Here is a 17,122-nt window from a genome sequence, read left to right on the forward strand (position 1 = left end):
TTATTTCACGCCGAGTCCGCGCAGCACTGCATTGCCTTCGGGTGTCAGACGGATATGCGAGTCGCCTGCATCGCCGGAGATCGTTTCGATCAGTCCGGCTTCGTGAAGCTGCGGAATCTCGGGTTTCGCGGAGGCATCGATCGGCGCATGCAGCAACAGCAGCAGCGTCGCCAGTTCGTGGTGGCTCAGCAAGCGACGCAGAATCGTGGGCTTTTTCGCCGGTGCGGGCGAGTCATTCGTGTTTTGATCGGGCTGGTTCATGAAGCGCACCTTGTGCGGATTAGTGTCGGATGGATCATGCGGATGAAGTCTTAAACGATTCTTAAGACACCATTGTGATGTAACACCGTGACACTATGATTGCGCCGGAACAAGTTACCGACCGTTACACCTGGCCGATTGTTGCCATTGCTTACCTTACGGCGCGCAAGTTTTGCTCGCCGATTCAATCCACAGATTGTTCACGTGGCGTTTGCCCGCGTAGAAGCGATAAGTCGTTGCGCCGTTGTCGCTGCGCACCTTGACGATATTCGAGTCGCCGAAATCGAGCATCTGACCCTGCGGGATCTGGGTCGATTTGAACGCGGCGTTGTGGCTCGTCGCCACTTGCGTCAGGCAGGCGACTACGTCGTTGACCGAGCGTTGCGTGGTGGTGTCCGTGACGGGCTCGCCAGCATCCGGATTCTTCTGGAAGTACGCGCAAGCGCTGAGAAGCAGGGGAACTGACAGAACTACGGCAAACTTCTTCATATCTCTCCTGGCGTTTCATTCGGCTGACGGTTCGCGTCACACCCGCATGGGGCAGAGTGCGCGCGGCGTCGGGCCGCGGATCAAACGCCATTATATCGGTGCGGCGCGCCCGCTTGAGCCGATGGAGCATGGGCCGTGCCCGATCTGCCTGAATTCGCGGGTGAAGGGCCGCGAACCGCAACACACCAGCCCCCACCAGCATTGCCGGCCGCAAACGCCTACTTGCGGCGCTGAGCCTGCGCTGCGAGCCGCACGGCAGCATTGGCCGCGCCATAACCGTCGTAGCCGCCGCGTCGTTCGACGATCTCGAGGAAAAAGCGCTGATCCAGTTGTTCTGTGTAAGCGTGGAAGAACTCGCCACCGCGTTCGTCGCGGTCGTACAGGATGTTGTGCGCGCGCAGCGCCTCGAGCGTTTCGTCCGGCAGCGCATAGCGAGCCGCAAGATCGTCGTAGTAATTGCGCGGAATGCGGAGCACCGGCAGACCGTCGGCGACGAATTCGGGAACTGCGCTAAAAATATCGCCGGTGCTGAATGCGACGTGATTCAGGCCCGAGCCGTGGTAGGTGTGCAAGGCTTCGGCCACTGCCGTGTGATGGTCCACCGAGGCGTTCAGCACGATGCGCACCGAACCGTCATGACTGCGCAGCGCGCGGCTGCGCACCAGCCCGTAAGGGTCGGGCACCAGCACGCTCGGCTCGGCCTGGAAGCCGAGCGCGGTGCGCAGGAACAGAACCCACGTATCCAGCGAAGGCGCCGGCACCGACAGGCAGACATGGTCGATGCGCGCGAGCGGCCCCACTTCGGTTGGACCGTTGACATCGGTGAGCACGAAATCGGCTTCGAACAGAGTGGGCTGGTCCGGTGTCTCGTCGACGAAGTAGTTCAGGCTGCCGTCGGGCGCCTGCACGGCCGGCAGCACGCGTTCGTTCGGGCCGATCTGGCCCGAGAACGGGGCATAGCCGAACCCGGCGGCGCGCTCGAATGCCTGATTGGCGTCATCCACGCGAAATGCCGACGCGCACAGCGACAAACCATGCTGCTGGAAGAAGGCATTGGCGAATGAATCCGGTTCAGCATTCAGCACGATCGACGCCGCGCCGTGCTGAAACAGCGTCACATCTTTCGAACGATGCTGGCCGGCCTGACGGAAGCGCAGCTTGCCGAGCCAGTCGACGAGATGCGCGCGGGTGGTGTGGTCGACCGCGAACTCGAGAAACTGATAGCCGACGTGCGCGGGCGCGGCGGGCGATCGATAGAGCTCGCCGACCGGCTGCCGGGTGGATTCAAGCAGCGCCCGAGTCTGTTCCTCGAGGAACAGCAATGAGCGATGGCCGTCCGCCGCGGTGATGGCGGTTGGTGCGGCGCGAAAACCGTCGTTGAAAATTTCGAGCGAAAGCGGCCCTGAGTAGCCGGTTTTCACGACCTGGGCGGTGAAGCCTGCCAGATCGAAATCGCCTTGGCCCGGGAAGCAGCGGTAGTGGCGGCTCCATTCCAGCACGTCCATGGCGAGCTTCGGCGCATCGGCAATCTGCACGAAGGCGATACGGTCGCCCGGGATATCGGCGATCGCGTCCACCGTATCGTTCAGCGACAGGGTATGGAAGCTGTCGAGCACGAGCCCCAGATTCGGATGATTGACTGCGTTGACGAGTTTCCACGCGTGGCGGTAGGTCTTCACGTGCTTGCCCCACGCGAGCGCCTCATAGCCGGCGATCACGCCGGCCGCTTCGGCCGCGCGGGCCAGCGCGCCGAGCTGGTCGGTCATCAGCGAATCGTCGCCGATGGTGTCGGGCGAGACGTTGCTGCACACCAGAATCCGGTCCGTACCCAGTTCGTGCATCACGTCGAACTTGCGCTTCGCCCGATCCAGATTGCGTTCGAGGCGCTCCGCGCTGACGCCGTCGAAATCGCGGAACGGCTGGAACAGCATGATCTTCAGCCCGAGATCCTCGGCGATGCGCCGCACGTCGGCGGGTGAGCCGTCGAAATACAGCAGGTCGTTCTCGAAGATTTCGACGCCTTCGAAGCCCGCCGCCTGGATTGCGGTCAGCTTTTCGACGAGGGTCCCGCTAATCGACACGGTGGCAATCGAACGTTGCATGAACGGCTCCTGCAAAAACAATGAAACGGCTATTGGGACCCGCACGAAGCGGCCGCTGTGCGGCGTCCGCATGTCTTGCGCTCCGCTATGCTGCAATGCGCAAAATGGTCTAGCTAGTTACCGTCAACCAGTAGGTCGCAGGCCAGAAGCGCCCATATTAGCGGAATTTCCCGACAGTCTATACAAACTAACTAGATGGTACAAATTCGTATAAACCCCGAATGACGATTTCGGGCAATGCGCGCACACTGCGATTACGTTGTAGAGCCGCAGCGCGTGCTGTGGCCCGCTTTATGCCTTACTTTTGCAGGAGTGGTCGTCATGAGTTTTGCCTCAGTGCTGGTCCTCAACGGACCGAATCTCAACCTGCTCGGCACGCGTGAGCCGGCCATCTACGGTTCGGAAACGCTCGACGACGTCGCGCGGCTCTGCCGCGACGCGGGCGAGCGGCTGGATCTGTCGGTCGATTTCTGCCAATCGAATGCGGAACACCAACTCATCGACTGGCTGCATGCGGCGCGCAGCAAGGTCGACGGTATCGTGATCAATCCAGCGGCTTACACGCATACCTCGGTGGCGATCGCCGACGCGCTCTCTGCGATCGAAAAGCCCGTCATCGAAGTGCATATTTCAAACGTGCATCGCCGCGAAGCGTTCCGGCATCACTCGTACGTATCGGCGGTGGCCGAGGCGATCATCGTCGGTTGCGGCACGCAAGGCTATGTGCTCGCTCTGGAGCGGATGGCGGTCATCCTTAAGAATAGGGCGGCCAAATGAACGCACAAGCGAACATGAACGCACAAGCGAGCCCACAATCGTTTCTCGTCGGTCTGATCGGTTCGGGCATCGGCGGATCGCTTAGCCCCGCGATGCATGAGGAAGAGGGCAGCAAACTCGGCCTGCACTATGTGTATCGACGCATCGATCTGGAAGCGTTGAAGCTGGACATCACGGCGCTCTCCGATTTGCTCGTTTCAGCCGAACGCATGGGCTACAACGGGCTGAACATCACGTACCCCTGCAAACAGGCCGTGATTCCGCTGCTCGACGAACTCTCCGATGACGCGCGCGCACTCGGCGCGGTCAACACGGTTCTGTTCAAGAACGGCAAACGTATCGGCCACAACACCGATTGGTCCGGTTTCGCGCGTGCGTTTCAACGCGGCCTGCCGGACGTATCGCTGGAACGCGTCGTGCAACTGGGCGCGGGCGGCGCGGGCGCAGCGGTCGCGCATGCCGCGCTGACCATGGGCGCGCAAACACTCACGCTATTCGACGTGGACGCCGAGCGCGCCGCATCGCTCGCCGCGGAATTGCAGAAGCGTTTCCCCGCCTCCAACGTCGGTGCCGGCAGTTCGCTCGCAGAATCGCTGGCCGCCGCTAACGGCCTGATTCACGCAACGCCCACCGGCATGGCGAAATTGCCTGGCTTGCCGCTGCCGGTTGAATTGCTGCACCGCGATTTATGGGTTGCGGACATCGTCTATTTCCCGATCCGCACCACGCTGCTGCAGGCCGCCGAAGAACTCGGCTGCCGCACGCTGAGCGGCGGCGGGATGGCGGTATATCAGGCGGTCGACGCGATGCGCATCTTCACGGGTCTGGAACCCGACGCGGAGCGCGTGTACACGCATTTCCAGTCCTTGTTGCAACGCCAGGCCAGTAGCACATAAGCCCTACATATCCGGTACGTAACCCGACCGAGGAGACAGAGACGCCATGCCACAACCCATTCATTCCACGCCCGCCGAAGCAACTCGCCAAACGGCTGCCACGGTAAGCACCGCGCGCCGCTCGAAAGCCCGCTATCAGATTCTCTCGCTGCTAGCGGTCGGCACAATGATCAACTATCTGGACCGCACGGTGCTCGGTATCGCGGCGCCGCAACTGACCAAGGAACTCGGCATCAACGCCGCGCTCATGGGCCTGCTGTTCTCCGTGTTCTCGTGGAGCTATGTGGCCTCGCAGATTCCGGGCGGTCTGTTTCTCGACCGTTTCGGCAGCAAGCTCACGTATTTCCTCTCGATGACGTTCTGGTCGCTGTGCACCCTCGCGCAAGGGCTCGTGCATGGCATCGGCGCGTTGTTCGTGTTCCGGCTCGGCCTCGGCGTTTCGGAAGCGCCGTGTTTTCCGACCAATAGCCGCGTGGTGGCCACATGGTTCCCACAGAGCGAACGCGCGATGGCGACCGGCACCTACACGGTCGGCGAATATATCGGCCTCGCGTTTTTCAGCCCGTTCCTGTTCATGTTGATGGGTACGTTCGGCTGGCGTTCGTTGTTCTACGTGGTGGGCGGCGTGGGTCTCGTATTCGGTGTGATCTGGTGGATGTTCTATCGCGAACCGCACGATCATCCGTCCGTCAATCAGGCGGAGCTCGACTATATCGAAGCAGGCGGCGGTCTGACGCACAGCAAGAAGGACGCCGATGTTTCCGGCGCACCGGCCGCATCGGCGAAGAGCGGTTTCGAATGGCGCACCATCGGGCGCCTGCTCAAGCATCGTCAATTGGCCGGCATCTGCCTTGGCCAATTTGCCGGTAACTCGACGCTCGTGTTCTTCCTCACCTGGTTCCCGACGTATCTCGCCACCGAACGCCATATGGCATGGCTGAAGATCGGCTTCTTCGCGATCATGCCGTTCATTGCCGCGTCGATCGGCGTGATGTTCGGCGGCATCTTCTCCGATTGGCTGCTGCGCCGCGGCAAGTCGCCGAACGTGGCGCGCAAGCTGCCGATCATCGCCGGCTTGCTACTCGCCTCGACGATCATTCTCGCCAACTATGTCGAGAGCAACGTGGCGGTGATCGCGATTCTGTCGGTGGCGTTTTTCGCGCAGGGGATGGCGGCGCTGGGCTGGACGCTGGTGTCGGACATTGCGCCGGATGGTCTGCTTGGCGTGACCGGCGGCATCTTCAACTTTGCCGCCAATCTGGCCGGCATTGTCACGCCGCTGGTGGTGGGTTTCATCGTCGCGGCAACCGGCTCGTTTGTCGGTGCGTTGGTGTTCATCGGCGCGATCGCGTTGATCGGCGCGCTGTCGTACATCTTTATCGTCGGCGATATCAAGCGGATCGTGCTGGTGGATTAAACGGCACGTATCGTTCGAACGGCTTTCATTGGGCAAAAAAAAGCGGGACCTGGCTAACACCAGGTCCCGCTTTTTTGTTTCAGGTTTGCCTCAGTCTTCCTTGCGCACGAAACGCAGCACGGCGTCGACGATCATCGCGCGATGACGCGCGCGCAGGCGTGGGTGCGACGGATCGCGGCCGAACGCCGTACCGAAGGTATGGCGATTGCCGACACGGTGAAAGCACAGCGAGCTGATCATCAGATGCAGGTCGATTGCATCGACGTCGCTGCGGAACAGTCCCGCTGCGATGCCGCGCGAGAGCAGATCTTCGATCGTATGAATGACGGTGACGTTGCGGCCTTTGAAGCTCTTCACCTGCTCGACGTACTTCGCGCCGTGAATGTTCTCGATCGTCACGAGGCGGACGAAGTCGCGCTGGCGGTCGTGATAGTCGAATGTAAACTCGACCAGCGCGCGCATGCCCTCGATCGGATCGAGTTCGCTGACGTGCAGATCCTGTTCGAGCGCGCGAATGTCGCCATACACTTTTTCCAGCACGGCCTGGTACAACCCTTCCTTGCTGCCGAAGTAGTAGTACAGCATGCGCTTGGTGGTGTTCGTGCGCTCCGCGATCGCGTCGACGCGTGCGCCGGTCAATCCCATCGCGGAGAACTCCTGCGTCGCGACGTCGAGGATGTTGCGCTTCGTCTGTTCGGGGTCGTACTTGCGTCGGGTGTCGGACGCGATGCCGTTGGTATCAGGCTCGGCGGCCTTGCTTCCCTTTTTCATTGTGTATTCGAGCGGCGATGACGGCGCATTCTAGCACGCTGAAACCAGCCTCCGGAGCGGGTCTCGGGCATAAGCGGCGGCGTATTGAGCCAGCAGTCGGGTCGCTTACTGCTTAGCGTCACGGTGCCGGCCGAGCCGAAGTGCGCCGGGCGGCGAGCGCGTCGCGCGTTTGCATGGCGGTGTAGGTGAGTTGCGCGGCCGCGAGACCGAGCGCGCCGTAGGTGCGGGTCAGGCCGAAAGCCGCAAATGCCTCGGGCACCGGCCGCTCGCCGGAGATGGCCGCCGCCAGCAATTCGCCCGAGACGGTGGTGGGCGCCATGCCGTGGCCGCCAAAGCCGACCGCGTACCAGACGCCGTCCGTGCTGCGGCCGATTTGCGGCATCTTGTGCCGCGCGTAGCTCATCAGGCCGCCCCAGGCGTGCTCGATACGCACGTCGTGCAACTGCGGATAGACCTTCAACAGATCACGCCGCAAGAGTCGCGCGATGTCGTCGGGAGCACGGTCGCGTACCGAGATGCGGCCGCCCCACAGGATGCGTGTGTCGGGCAGCGGACGGTAGTAGTCGAAGGCGAAGCGGGTGTCGTAGACGGCGGCGCGGGTGTCCATCGCGTCTTTCAGGCGGGCGCCGAGGGGTTCGGTGGCCATCACGTAGGTGGCGATCGGCAGCACCGCGCGTTCGACCTGTGCATAGACGTTGCGCGCATAGCCGCCGCCGGCCATCACCACGTGGCGTGCTTCGAGCGCGCCCTGCGGCGTATGCACCACGAAGCCGGCGCCGTCGCGCTCAAAGCGCACAACAGGCGACTTCTCGTGAATCTGCACGCCCGCATTAGCCGCAGCGCCCGCGATACCGAGCACATATTTCAGCGGATGAAAGTGGAACGCGTTGCGCTCGAACAGGCCGCCGTGATAACGGCTCGTCTTCAATTGTGAAGCGAGCTCCGCGGGCGCTACGGGTTCCCACTCGACGCCGAACGAATCCCGCATCAGGCGCCGCTGCGTGTCGAGCCTTGCCGGTTCGTCGAACCAGTTGGCGAGGATCACACCGGCATCAGTTACGTCGCAATCGATGCGGTAGCACTGGATACGTTGCCTCATCAGATCGACGGCGTCGGTTGTCAGTGCATAGAGTTCGCGCGCGCGGGCCGGCCCGAGGGTTTTGAGCAGATCCGCGCAATCGAGGCTGTAGCCGCCGAACACGAAGCCGCCGTTGCGGCCGGACGCGCCGAAGCCCACCTGCTCGGCTTCGAGCACGGCGACGTCGGTGACGCCCCGCTCGGCGAGTCCTAATGCCGTGGACAACCCCGCGAGGCCGCCGCCCATGATGCAGACGTTAACGCTGCGCCGGCCGGTTAGCGGCGCGTAAGCGGACGAGTGCGCGGCAGCGCGGGTGACAGTGGCTTCGTAAAAGCTTTGCATAGGGCTAAGGGTAGATCAGGACACCGGCAGCAGCTTGCCGCTGAACACCACCGGACCCGTAGGTGCATTGTGATCGGGCGAGCCGCCCGGCGCTTCGATCGAGACCGCCAGCGCCGCGTAGCTCTCCGGCTTCTGCTGACCGGCCGTGACCTTGCCGTTGGCGCTGTCCGGCAGCATGCCGAGCGACACTGGATGGCCTTTGGCCGGGATGCCCCACAGTTCCATCGCCCGGCCGGCCGGCAAGTCGACCTTGCCGAGCGGATGCAGTGTCATGGTGGAGCGGGCTTCATCCCACGCGACCAGCATGACCGGATGCGCGTCCTTGTCATTCAGCACCGCGACATGCGAGACGGCCGCCTCTGGCTGTTGCGCGACGGTCGGCGTCGTGGACGGTATTACGCCGGACGGCAACAGCGAGCGCACGGCAACCACCGCGGCGATTACGGCGAACCCTGTCACGCCGATTGCCCAGCCGCGCCAGAACGCGAGATTCTCGAAAATGCTGCCGGACGGACGCGCGGGTTTTTCGACCACGGTGCGCGGTCGTGCCGCCTCGCGTGCCGAGGTCAGACCGAGCCGCCGCTCGATGGCATCCCAGATGGCGGCCGGCGGCATACGCGGCTCCGCGAGTTCGGCCAGCGGAGAAATCCGCCGCTGCCATTCTTCGACGGCCTGACGAATCACCACATCGTGATCCGCGTAGCGTTGGAAGCGTCGCCGGGCGCCGCCACGCAGCGTGCCGAGCACATACTCGGCGGCCAGCATATCGACCAGTTGAGGGTAGCGATGGAGATTCATCACTCGCCTCCCAGGCAGGTCTTCAACTTGGCAAGGCCGCGCCGGATCCAGGATTTGATGGTGCCGAGCGGCACCATCAGCGCTTCAGCGATCTCGCTATGGCTCTGGTCACGCAGGTAGGCGAGAGCCACCGCCTGACGCTGCGCCGGTTCCAGCTGCTGCATGCACCCGGCCAGCAGACGTGCCTGCAGGCTGACCGCGGTCAGTGCTTCGGGATCCGGATCGCCGGTTGCCACAAGATCGTCCAACGCATCGCTCCATTCTGTTTCCTGCTTGTTGACCCGCCGCAGGTGATCGAGAGCACGGTTCCGGACGATTGCCGACATCCACGTCATGGGGGCGGAGAGCGCCCGCCGGTAGTCGCCTGCAAAGCGCCAGATGTTGACGAAGCTGTCCTGCAATACTTCTTCGGCCCACTCGTGCTTGCTCAATATACGGAGCGCAAGACCAAACAGTTTCGGGGCGGCGAGATCATATAGCTCGCGCAGTGCCGAAGCATCCTCTTTGGCAATGCGTTCGAGCAACTCGGCGAGGGTTTCCGGCGTCAGTTCTCGAGGATCGGCGGTCATGGAAAGTGGAGTGGTGAGCTTGCGGGCCTATGTTACTCAATTTCCTTCCGACCTTATATGTGGTTTTTCCCCGGATGTGCTGCATCCGCCAGGCTTATGGCCGCGTATATCGATGCAGGACCCGGGGTTTGCGTCCAAGGGTTGCGCGTGGGCGCTCGTTGTTTTGCTTTGGACTGCTCCAGGTCGAGCTTAGACGCCCCAGCGCAATACCAGCGGATCGAGTCGCCGTGCGACTTTCAGCAAGCCTGCGCGTGTGGCCGGATGCATCGGCGGCAGCGGATGGCGCACTGCGTCCGATCGAATCACGCCGCCTTCTTTCATCAAGGCCTTGCACGATGCGAGGCCGCCCTGGCGGTTTTCATAGTTGATGAGCGGCAGCCATTCCTGATAGTGGGCGGCCGCCGCTTCAGTGTCGCCCGCCGCATAGGCGTCGACGATGAGGCGGATGCCGTCCGCGTAGCCGCCGCCGGTCATCGAACCGGTTGCGCCCGCATCGAGATCGGCCATTAGCGTGATCGCTTCTTCGCCATCCCATGGACCTACCACGGCGTCGCCACCCAGTTCGATCAGCTCGCGCAGCTTGTTCGCCGCTTGCGGCACTTCGATCTTGAAGTACGACACGTTCTGCAGTTCACGCGCCATGCGGGCGAGAAACGGCGCGGATAACGCCGTGCCGCTGACCGGCGCGTCCTGGATCATGATCGGAATCCCGATTGCATCGGACACGGTGCGATAGAACTCATAGATGCCGCGCTCGCCGATGCGGATCGTCGCGCCGTGATACGGCGGCATGATCATCACCATCGCGGCGCCGGCAGCCTGCGCGCTTCGGCTGCGTTCAGCGCACTGGTACGAGCTGAAATGCGTGGTCGTGACGATCACCGGCACGCGGCCGGCAACGTGTTCGAGTACCACATGCATCAGTGTGTTGCGCTCGTCGTCGGACAGCGCGAACTGTTCGGAGAAGTTCGCCAGAATGCACAGGCCGTTGGAGCCCGCGTCGATCATGAAATCGATGCAGCGTTTCTGGCCTTCCAGGTCGAGACCGCCGGCCTCGTCGAAGATGGTCGGTGCGACGGGGAACACGCCGCGCATGGGAGCAGGGTTGTGGGTGTGGGTCATGGTGATGTGCGTTGTGCCGAGGTGAGATGACGACCTGATGAGGCGTGGGTGTTTGAATGTCTCCGTCGCTGACTATACGGCGGGGTGCGTGGCGGGTATATTGAATTGTTTCCATCTTGTGATCGCTTTTGCGACTCACCTTGCGATTCACCCCGCGGCTACCCGGCAATTCATGAAAGACACCCTGAACGTCCTGCTGTCGAGACTGCGCATGAAGCAGCTGCAATTGCTGATCGCGCTCGACGATCATAAGTCGCTGCACAAAGCCGCCGGCGCGATGTCGATGACGCAATCGGCCGCCAGCAAGGCGTTGCAGGAGTTGGAGTCGATGCTCGAGGCGCCGCTTTTCGAGCGCTCGAAGAGCGGCATGATTCCGAACCAGCTCGGCCACTGCGTGATCCGCTACGCGCGGCTTGTGGCGACGGACCTTACCGCGCTCTGCCAGGACGTCGCTGAGATCCGCTCGGGGCGCGGCGGGCGGCTCGCGATCGGCGCGATCATGGGTGCGATTCCGGAGTGTGTCGTGCCGGCGCTGAACGATCTGCATGCCGGACAGCCGGGCCTGTCGATTGAAGTGATGGAAGACACCAGCGCGCGCATGCTGCTGCAACTCGACGAAGGCCGGCTCGATCTGGTGATCGGCCGTGCGGCGGTTGCCGCCGACCCGTCGAAATATCACTACCGTCCGCTTGGGGACGAGCCGTTATCCGTGGTGGTGGGTTATGGCCATCCGCCATTGCCGAGGAGAGAAGTGAAACTGCGTGACCTTGCCGGCCACCGCTGGGTCATGTATCCGTCGCATATGCCCTTGCATGCGTTGCTCGAACGGGAGATGGATCTGGCGGGGCTGGAGATGCCAGACAACCCGATCTCGACTGCCTCCACTTTCGTGACAGTTGCATTACTGCAGAGCAGTGCCGATCTGGTTTCGTTGTTGCCGACGGCGATCGCGGATTTGTTCGTGCGGCAGAAAATGCTGCGCTTGGTGCCGGTCAAACTGAAGTCGCCGTCACAAACCTTCGGCATTGTGACGCGCAAAGGCGGCGTGCTGTCGCCGCCGGCTGAGCAATTCATCGAGTTACTGCGTGGACGGACGATCGGGCAGGTGGAAGGGCAAACGGCGTCGGCGCAAAAAAACGCCTGAATCTGCTTTCTTTTGACGCGCGAAAGACCTTCAATATCTCATGGCAATTAGTGCTTCGCCATGCGCGACGAGAAGGTGTTGCGGCGGCGACACTCTCGGGTAAATCCGAACCGATTGCATGCTCGCGTTCCGCGCTACACTTGATCGAAGGTGCGCCAGAATCAAGAGAATGGCGCACGCTCGGGGAGAGCAGCCATGAATCGGCCACTGATTCGGTTACCGCTTCGCGCGACAGGCACGGCGCCCGTCAGGAAGTGGCTTAAATGGGGGCTGGCAGCGGGATTCGTGCTCGCGCTGGCTCTGGCGGCCCGCTTTGTCCAGGTCGAGATCGAAACGTCTCGACTGCAGGCGCGCTATCTCTCCGAACTCACGCGCGACGTGGGTTTTTCCGTCGAGAGCGGTCCAAGTCATTCCATCCGCTTCCCTCAAACAGACAAAGGCCCTTACGACAGCCGCCTCGGCTACGCGTTGCTGCCGTCGTTCCAGAAACGCTTGCTCGAACGCGGGTTTGAAATCAGCGCGCAGTCGCGTGATTCCGAGCGAATGCTGTCGCTGGCCGATAGCGGTCTATTTATTCCTTACGCCGAAAAAGATCAGGCGGGGTTGCAACTCTTCGACGGTACCGGCGCGCCGCTCTTTGGTGCACAGTATCCGGGGCGCGTTTATGACAGCTTCGATTCGATCCCGCCGCTGATCGTCAATTCGCTGCTGTTTATCGAAGACCGCTATCTGCTCGATCCGGATCAGCCGAACCGTAATCCGGCGATCGACTGGGGACGCTTTAGCCATGCGCTCGTCGACCAGGGCGCGCGCGTGTTCAACCGGCATCAGTCGACGCCCGGCGGCAGCACGCTCGCTACGCAGATCGAGAAGTTCCGCCACTCAGCGGGCGGGCGCACGGCAACGCCGCCCGAGAAATTGCGGCAAATCGCATCCGCCTCGGTACGTGCCTATCTGAATGGTCCGCAGACCATGCCCGCGCGCCAGCAGATCGTCGTCCACTATCTCAACTCGGTGCCGCTTGCCGCCCAACCGGGTATTGGTGAGATCAATGGCATCGGCGATGGTCTGGCCGCCTGGTACAGTCGCGATTTCAACGACGTCAACCGCATTCTCAAAGCGCTTTCAACAGAAGAGAATCTTGCGGAGCAGGGCGTGGCGTTTCGCCAGGTGCTCTCGCTGATGATCGCGCAACGTGCGCCGTCGTATTTCCTGAATCACGGCTATGCCGAACTTGAACGTCTGACGGATAGCTATCTGCGCTTGCTGGCGAGCGGTGGTGTTATTTCGATCCCGCTGCGCGATGCCGCGTTGTCCGCGCAAGTGGATTTGCGCCGCACACCGGAAAAAACGCACAACGCCGACTCGTTCGTATCGCGCAAGGCCGTGACGTCGATGCGTTCGCACCTGTTGACGGCGCTCGGCATTCCGAGTTTCTACGAACTCGACCGGCTGGACATGCAGGCAACGGGCACGCTCAACAACGCCGTGCAGCAGGCCGTGAGTGAGCGTCTTGCTGCGGCCGCGACGCGCGATGGTGCAAAAGCCGCGGGGCTGGTCGGCTATGAAATGCTGCGCGCCTCCGACGATCCATCGAGAATCGCCTATAGCTTCACGCTGTTCGAACGGCGTGACGGCGCGAACCTGGTGCGCGTGCAAACCGATAGCGTGAACCAGCCATTCGACATCAATTCCGGTGCGCGACTGAATCTCGGTTCGACCGCGAAAATGCGTACCGTGGTGACGTATTTGCAGATCGTCTCCGAACTGCATGCGCGTTATGCTCCGTTGAGCACAACGGAGCTGAAAGCCGTGAAGTACGATCCGAACGATCAGCTCACGCGCTGGTCGCTGGACTATCTGGCGCATACCTCGAACCGCTCGCTGCAAGCCATGCTCGACGCGGCCGTGGAACGCAAATACTCGGCAAGTCCGGGCGAAACGTTTTACACGGGCGGCGGCGCGCAGACCTTCAACAACTTCGAATCCGACGACAACAGCCGCATTCTCACCGTGCACCGCGCGTTCCAGCATTCGGTGAATCTGGTGTTCGTGCGGCTGATGCGCGATATCGTCCACTACGAGATGGTGCAGACCACCGGACCGTCGTCGCAATGGCTGGGTGATCCGGCGATTCGCAAGATGTATCTCACACGCTTCGCCGATCAGGAAAGCCGCGTGTACATGAATCGTTTCTACACGAAGTACCACGGCAAGGCGCCCGAACAGCAACTGGCCTTGCTGCTGCTCGGCGTGCGAAAATCGCCGCCTAAAGTAGCGACGGTGTTGCGCAGTGTCGCGCCGGACGAATCGAACGCGTGGTTCAACGCGAAGATGCGTGCCGCGCTGAAGAACACGCCGGCTGCCTCAATCCTGGACGACGAGGACCTGGCGAACCTGTACGATAAATATGCGATTGACCGCTTCAATCTGAACGATCGCGGCTACATTTCGAGCGTGCATCCGCTGGAACTGTGGACCCTCAACTATCTGCGCGCCCATCCCGACGCGACGCTCGACCAGATACAAAGCGCGAGCCGCGACGTGCGTCTGTCGACCTATTCATGGCTCTTCAAGACCCGCTATCACGCCACTCAGGATCGCCGCATCAAGCGGATGGTCGAACTGCGCGCCTACGATGCAATCGGTAAATCGTGGCAGGCGCTCGGCTATCCGTTCGCGACGCTCACGCCGTCGTATGCGGCGGCGATCGGCGCGTCCGGCGACCGGCCGGCAGCGCTCGCGCAACTGATAGGCGTGATTGCCAACAACGGCAACAAGGTGCCGACCGAAAGCCTCACGCAACTCGACTTCGCGAAAAACACGCCGTACGAAACGCATTTCCAGCGCGCGGCAGTGGCGCCGCAGCAGCAGTTGTCGCCGGAGATCGCCGGGGTGGTCAGGGGACTGCTGCGTGATGTCGTGCTAGGCGGTACGGCCAAGCGTCTCGCGCAGGGCATGACGTTCCCCGATGGCCAGACACTCGAAATTTACGGCAAGACCGGCACCGGCGATCAGCGCTTCAATGTGTGGGCCAAAGGCGCGCGCCTGATCGAGTCGCGCAAGGTGAACCGCAGCGCAACCTTCGTGTTCGTGATGGGAGACCGCTTCTACGGCACGCTGACTGCCTGGGTGCATGAGCCGTATGCGGCGCATTACGAGTTCACGAGTGCGCTCTCGGTGCAGTTGCTGAAGTCGCTGGCGCCGGTGCTGCAGCCCTTGCTGCAAAATCCGCCGGCCAAAACGGCTGCGATAGCGAAAGTCGCCGCGCAATGAGCAACTGTGCCTAGTAGCTGGCGTCTGTCGCCGGCTTAAGGAAAAGCTCGTGCACCGGCGCGAAATGCGCGTACAGCGGCAGAATTGCGCCGCCCATCGCTCGCGCGTCGGCGCCGATGGTGCCTTCCAGTAGTTGCGGACGCACCATGCCTTCCCATTCGAAGCGATCGAGTACGCGCTCGGTTCGGCGGATGATTTCGCGGACCAGTTGCCGGTCGAGTTCGCCGTCGATCACCACCGCTTCCAGGTCGAGCAGCGCCGCCGCATTGGTCAATGCATTGGCGATCGCTGGACACGCGGTGTCGAGCCATTGTTCGGTCTGCCGCCACAGTTCAGGCGACAACGCGCGATGATCGTGCGCGGCGGCGGGCGGCACGCCTGCATCGCTCAATAGCCGTTCCAGAACGAAACCCGATGCTGCGTGCAGCAGTTGTCGCGCGGGTTTGCGAGCGCTGCCGTCTCGCAGCGGTATCGAGCCGACTGCGCCAGCGTTGTCGTGCGGTCCGGCATGCAAACGGCCGTCGATCACCAGGCCGCCGCCGATAAACGTACCGACGAACAGGTACAGAAAATTGTGAATCCCGCGGCCCTGACCCATCACGAGTTCGGCCGCGCAGGCCGCGGTAGTGTCTTTGGCGAACTCGACGGGCAAGCCCGTCATCGTCGCGATGCGACTGCGCAAGTCGATCTCGTGCCACGCTTCCAGCGCGTCCTGCGGGGCGCCGAGAAAGTCGCGCCAGCCGCCGAGCCACAACGGCGCCGCCACGCCCACACCAACCACTTTGTTCGCCTTCGCGCCGAGCGTCTGATTCACGCGCGCCAGTTTGCTTTCGAGCGCTGGGAATAGTGTGCGCGGATCGGGATAGGCATAGTCGAATACATCGCGGCACACCACGTGGCCCGCGAAATCCATCGCCAGCACGTCGAGGCTGCGTCTGCCCACCTTGATGCCGATGGTGTACGCGCCATCCGCACGCAGAGCGATCGGCACAGACGGTTGACCGATGCGGCCGCGCACGCGCGCCTGCTTTTCGAGCAGGCCGTCGTCGATCAGACGGTCGACGATCATCGAGACGGTCTGCATCGACAGACGCGTGAGACGGCCCACATCGGCTTTCGGCAGCGGCCCATGCAAACGGATAGCTTGCAGGACGATCCGTTCGTTGAACTGCCGCATGCCGACCTGGTTCGAGCCGACCGTGCGTTTGAGAGGCGAACGTGTACCGGTGGTGTCCATCGTCGTGTGCCCCTCAGCGGGATGCGTGCATCATGCAATCGCCTTGACGTCCGCCTGCTTCGCGCCCGTCATGATCGCCACGGCCTCCGACATGTGGATGTCTTTGGTGTTGACCACCGCGGCACGCCTGCCGAGCCGCTGGATATGAATACGATCCGCGACTTCGAACACGTGCGGCATGTTGTGGCTGATCAGGATCACCGGCAGGCCGCGATCACGCACGCGGCGAATCAATTCGAGCACCATGTTGCCTTCCTTGACGCCGAGTGCGGCGGTGGGCTCGTCGAGAATCACCACATGCCGTGCGAACGCCGCGCTGCGCGCGACAGCCACGCCCTGACGCTGACCGCCGGACAAGGTTTCGACCGCCTGGCGCATCGAGCGGATGCCGATCTGCAAATCCTTCATGTGCGCGGTGGCTTCGTCGAGCATGCGGCGCTTGTCGATCATCTTGAAGATCGAACCGCGCCAGCCCGGTTTGACGAGCTCACGGGCGAGAAACAGGTTTTCGGCGATGCTCATGGCGGGCGCCACCGCGAGTTCCTGGTACACGGTTTCGATGCCTTGAGCGCGCGCGTCCAGAGGGCTGCGGAATTTGACCGGCTTGCCGTCGAGCAGGATTTCGCCTTCATCGGGGATGGTGGCGCCGGAAAGTGCCTTGATCAACGACGATTTGCCCGCGCCGTTGTCGCCGATCACAGCGAGAATCTCGCCGGGCAGCACTTCGAAATCGCAGCCGTCGAGCGCGGTGACGTTGCCGTAGCGTTTGACGAGTCCGCGCGCCTGCAGAACGGGCATCACAGCAGAAGCGGAAGTAGGTGTCGACATGACAGGTTCCTTTGG

15 protein-coding genes are annotated in these 17,122 nt (G+C 62.4%); 5 read left to right on the forward strand and 10 right to left on the reverse strand.

The features are described from left to right. The 3 genes from KHO33_RS00180 to KHO33_RS00190 all read right to left on the reverse strand — a co-directional run bounded on the left by KHO33_RS00180 (window position 1) and on the right by KHO33_RS00190 (window position 2,852). On the reverse strand, window positions 1–261 hold the full coding sequence (locus tag KHO33_RS00180) for a hypothetical protein (protein ID WP_054039100.1): 261 nt from the start codon (window positions 259–261) through the stop codon (window positions 1–3). Window positions 262–417: 156 nt separating this feature from the next. Then, on the reverse strand, window positions 418–750 hold the full coding sequence (locus KHO33_RS00185; RefSeq protein WP_054039046.1) for a hypothetical protein: 333 nt from the start codon (window positions 748–750) through the stop codon (window positions 418–420). A 218-nt stretch (window positions 751–968) separates the two neighbouring features. Further along, window positions 969–2,852: a bifunctional sugar phosphate isomerase/epimerase/4-hydroxyphenylpyruvate dioxygenase family protein gene (locus KHO33_RS00190; RefSeq protein WP_200562233.1), complete on the reverse strand. Its 1,884-nt coding sequence runs from the start codon at window positions 2,850–2,852 to the stop codon at window positions 969–971. 321 nt (window positions 2,853–3,173) lie between these two features. Here KHO33_RS00190 and aroQ point away from each other — a divergent pair, with 321 nt between their 5' ends. The 3 genes from aroQ to KHO33_RS00205 are packed head-to-tail and all read left to right on the forward strand — an operon-like array spanning window position 3,174 to window position 5,942. After that, window positions 3,174–3,629 carry a type II 3-dehydroquinate dehydratase gene (aroQ, locus tag KHO33_RS00195; protein ID WP_093645328.1) on the forward strand — a complete coding sequence of 152 codons (456 nt, stop codon included), beginning with the start codon at window positions 3,174–3,176 and terminating at the stop codon, window positions 3,627–3,629. After that, a complete protein-coding gene (locus KHO33_RS00200) occupies window positions 3,626–4,525 on the forward strand; it encodes a shikimate dehydrogenase (RefSeq protein ID WP_200562231.1) in 900 nt (299 codons plus the stop codon). The genes aroQ and KHO33_RS00200 overlap by 4 nt, the downstream gene beginning before the upstream one ends. Window positions 4,526–4,571: 46 nt before the next feature. Then, on the forward strand, window positions 4,572–5,942 hold the full coding sequence (locus KHO33_RS00205) for an MFS transporter (RefSeq protein WP_093645333.1): 1,371 nt from the start codon (window positions 4,572–4,574) through the stop codon (window positions 5,940–5,942). A gap of 90 nt (window positions 5,943–6,032) precedes the next feature. Here the strand turns inward: KHO33_RS00205 and KHO33_RS00210 are convergent, their stop codons facing one another. The 5 genes from KHO33_RS00210 to KHO33_RS00230 form a co-directional block, all read right to left on the reverse strand. Beyond that, window positions 6,033–6,713: a TetR family transcriptional regulator gene (locus KHO33_RS00210; protein WP_097396063.1), complete on the reverse strand. Its 681-nt coding sequence runs from the start codon at window positions 6,711–6,713 to the stop codon at window positions 6,033–6,035. A 118-nt stretch (window positions 6,714–6,831) separates the two neighbouring features. After that, complete coding sequence (locus KHO33_RS00215; RefSeq protein ID WP_200562229.1) at window positions 6,832–8,133, reverse strand: NAD(P)/FAD-dependent oxidoreductase; 1,302 nt, start codon at window positions 8,131–8,133, stop codon at window positions 6,832–6,834. Between the two features lie 15 nt (window positions 8,134–8,148). Beyond that, entirely contained in the window at window positions 8,149–8,931 is a 783-nt protein-coding gene (locus KHO33_RS00220; protein WP_200562227.1) for an anti-sigma factor, read from the reverse strand. Beyond that, complete coding sequence (locus KHO33_RS00225; RefSeq protein ID WP_200562225.1) at window positions 8,931–9,500, reverse strand: RNA polymerase sigma factor; 570 nt, start codon at window positions 9,498–9,500, stop codon at window positions 8,931–8,933. Before KHO33_RS00225 ends, KHO33_RS00220 begins: the two co-directional genes overlap by 1 nt. A gap of 189 nt (window positions 9,501–9,689) precedes the next feature. Next, the gene (locus KHO33_RS00230) at window positions 9,690–10,622 is read right to left on the reverse strand and encodes a dihydrodipicolinate synthase family protein (protein WP_154558523.1); all 933 of its coding nucleotides are present in this window, start codon (window positions 10,620–10,622) and stop codon (window positions 9,690–9,692) included. Between the two features lie 172 nt (window positions 10,623–10,794). Between KHO33_RS00230 and KHO33_RS00235 the strand changes: the two genes are divergently transcribed. Then, window positions 10,795–11,766: a LysR family transcriptional regulator gene (locus KHO33_RS00235; RefSeq protein WP_200562223.1), complete on the forward strand. Its 972-nt coding sequence runs from the start codon at window positions 10,795–10,797 to the stop codon at window positions 11,764–11,766. 195 nt (window positions 11,767–11,961) lie between these two features. After that, window positions 11,962–15,042 carry a transglycosylase domain-containing protein gene (locus tag KHO33_RS00240; RefSeq protein ID WP_200562221.1) on the forward strand — a complete coding sequence of 1,027 codons (3,081 nt, stop codon included), beginning with the start codon at window positions 11,962–11,964 and terminating at the stop codon, window positions 15,040–15,042. 10 nt (window positions 15,043–15,052) lie between these two features. On the opposite strand, the gene KHO33_RS00245 is transcribed toward KHO33_RS00240, so the two are convergent. Together KHO33_RS00245 and KHO33_RS00250 are read right to left on the reverse strand one after the other, a co-directional pair. Beyond that, on the reverse strand, window positions 15,053–16,279 hold the full coding sequence (locus KHO33_RS00245) for an ROK family transcriptional regulator (RefSeq protein ID WP_200562219.1): 1,227 nt from the start codon (window positions 16,277–16,279) through the stop codon (window positions 15,053–15,055). A 30-nt stretch (window positions 16,280–16,309) separates the two neighbouring features. Beyond that, window positions 16,310–17,107 (reverse strand): ATP-binding cassette domain-containing protein, encoded by a 798-nt coding sequence (locus KHO33_RS00250; RefSeq protein WP_054039035.1) that lies wholly within the window; start codon window positions 17,105–17,107, stop codon window positions 16,310–16,312. Window positions 17,108–17,122: the final 15 nt, after the last annotated feature.

Source organism: Paraburkholderia nemoris (genome assembly GCF_905221015.1).
GTDB classification, from domain to species: Bacteria; Pseudomonadota; Gammaproteobacteria; order Burkholderiales; family Burkholderiaceae; genus Paraburkholderia; species Paraburkholderia nemoris.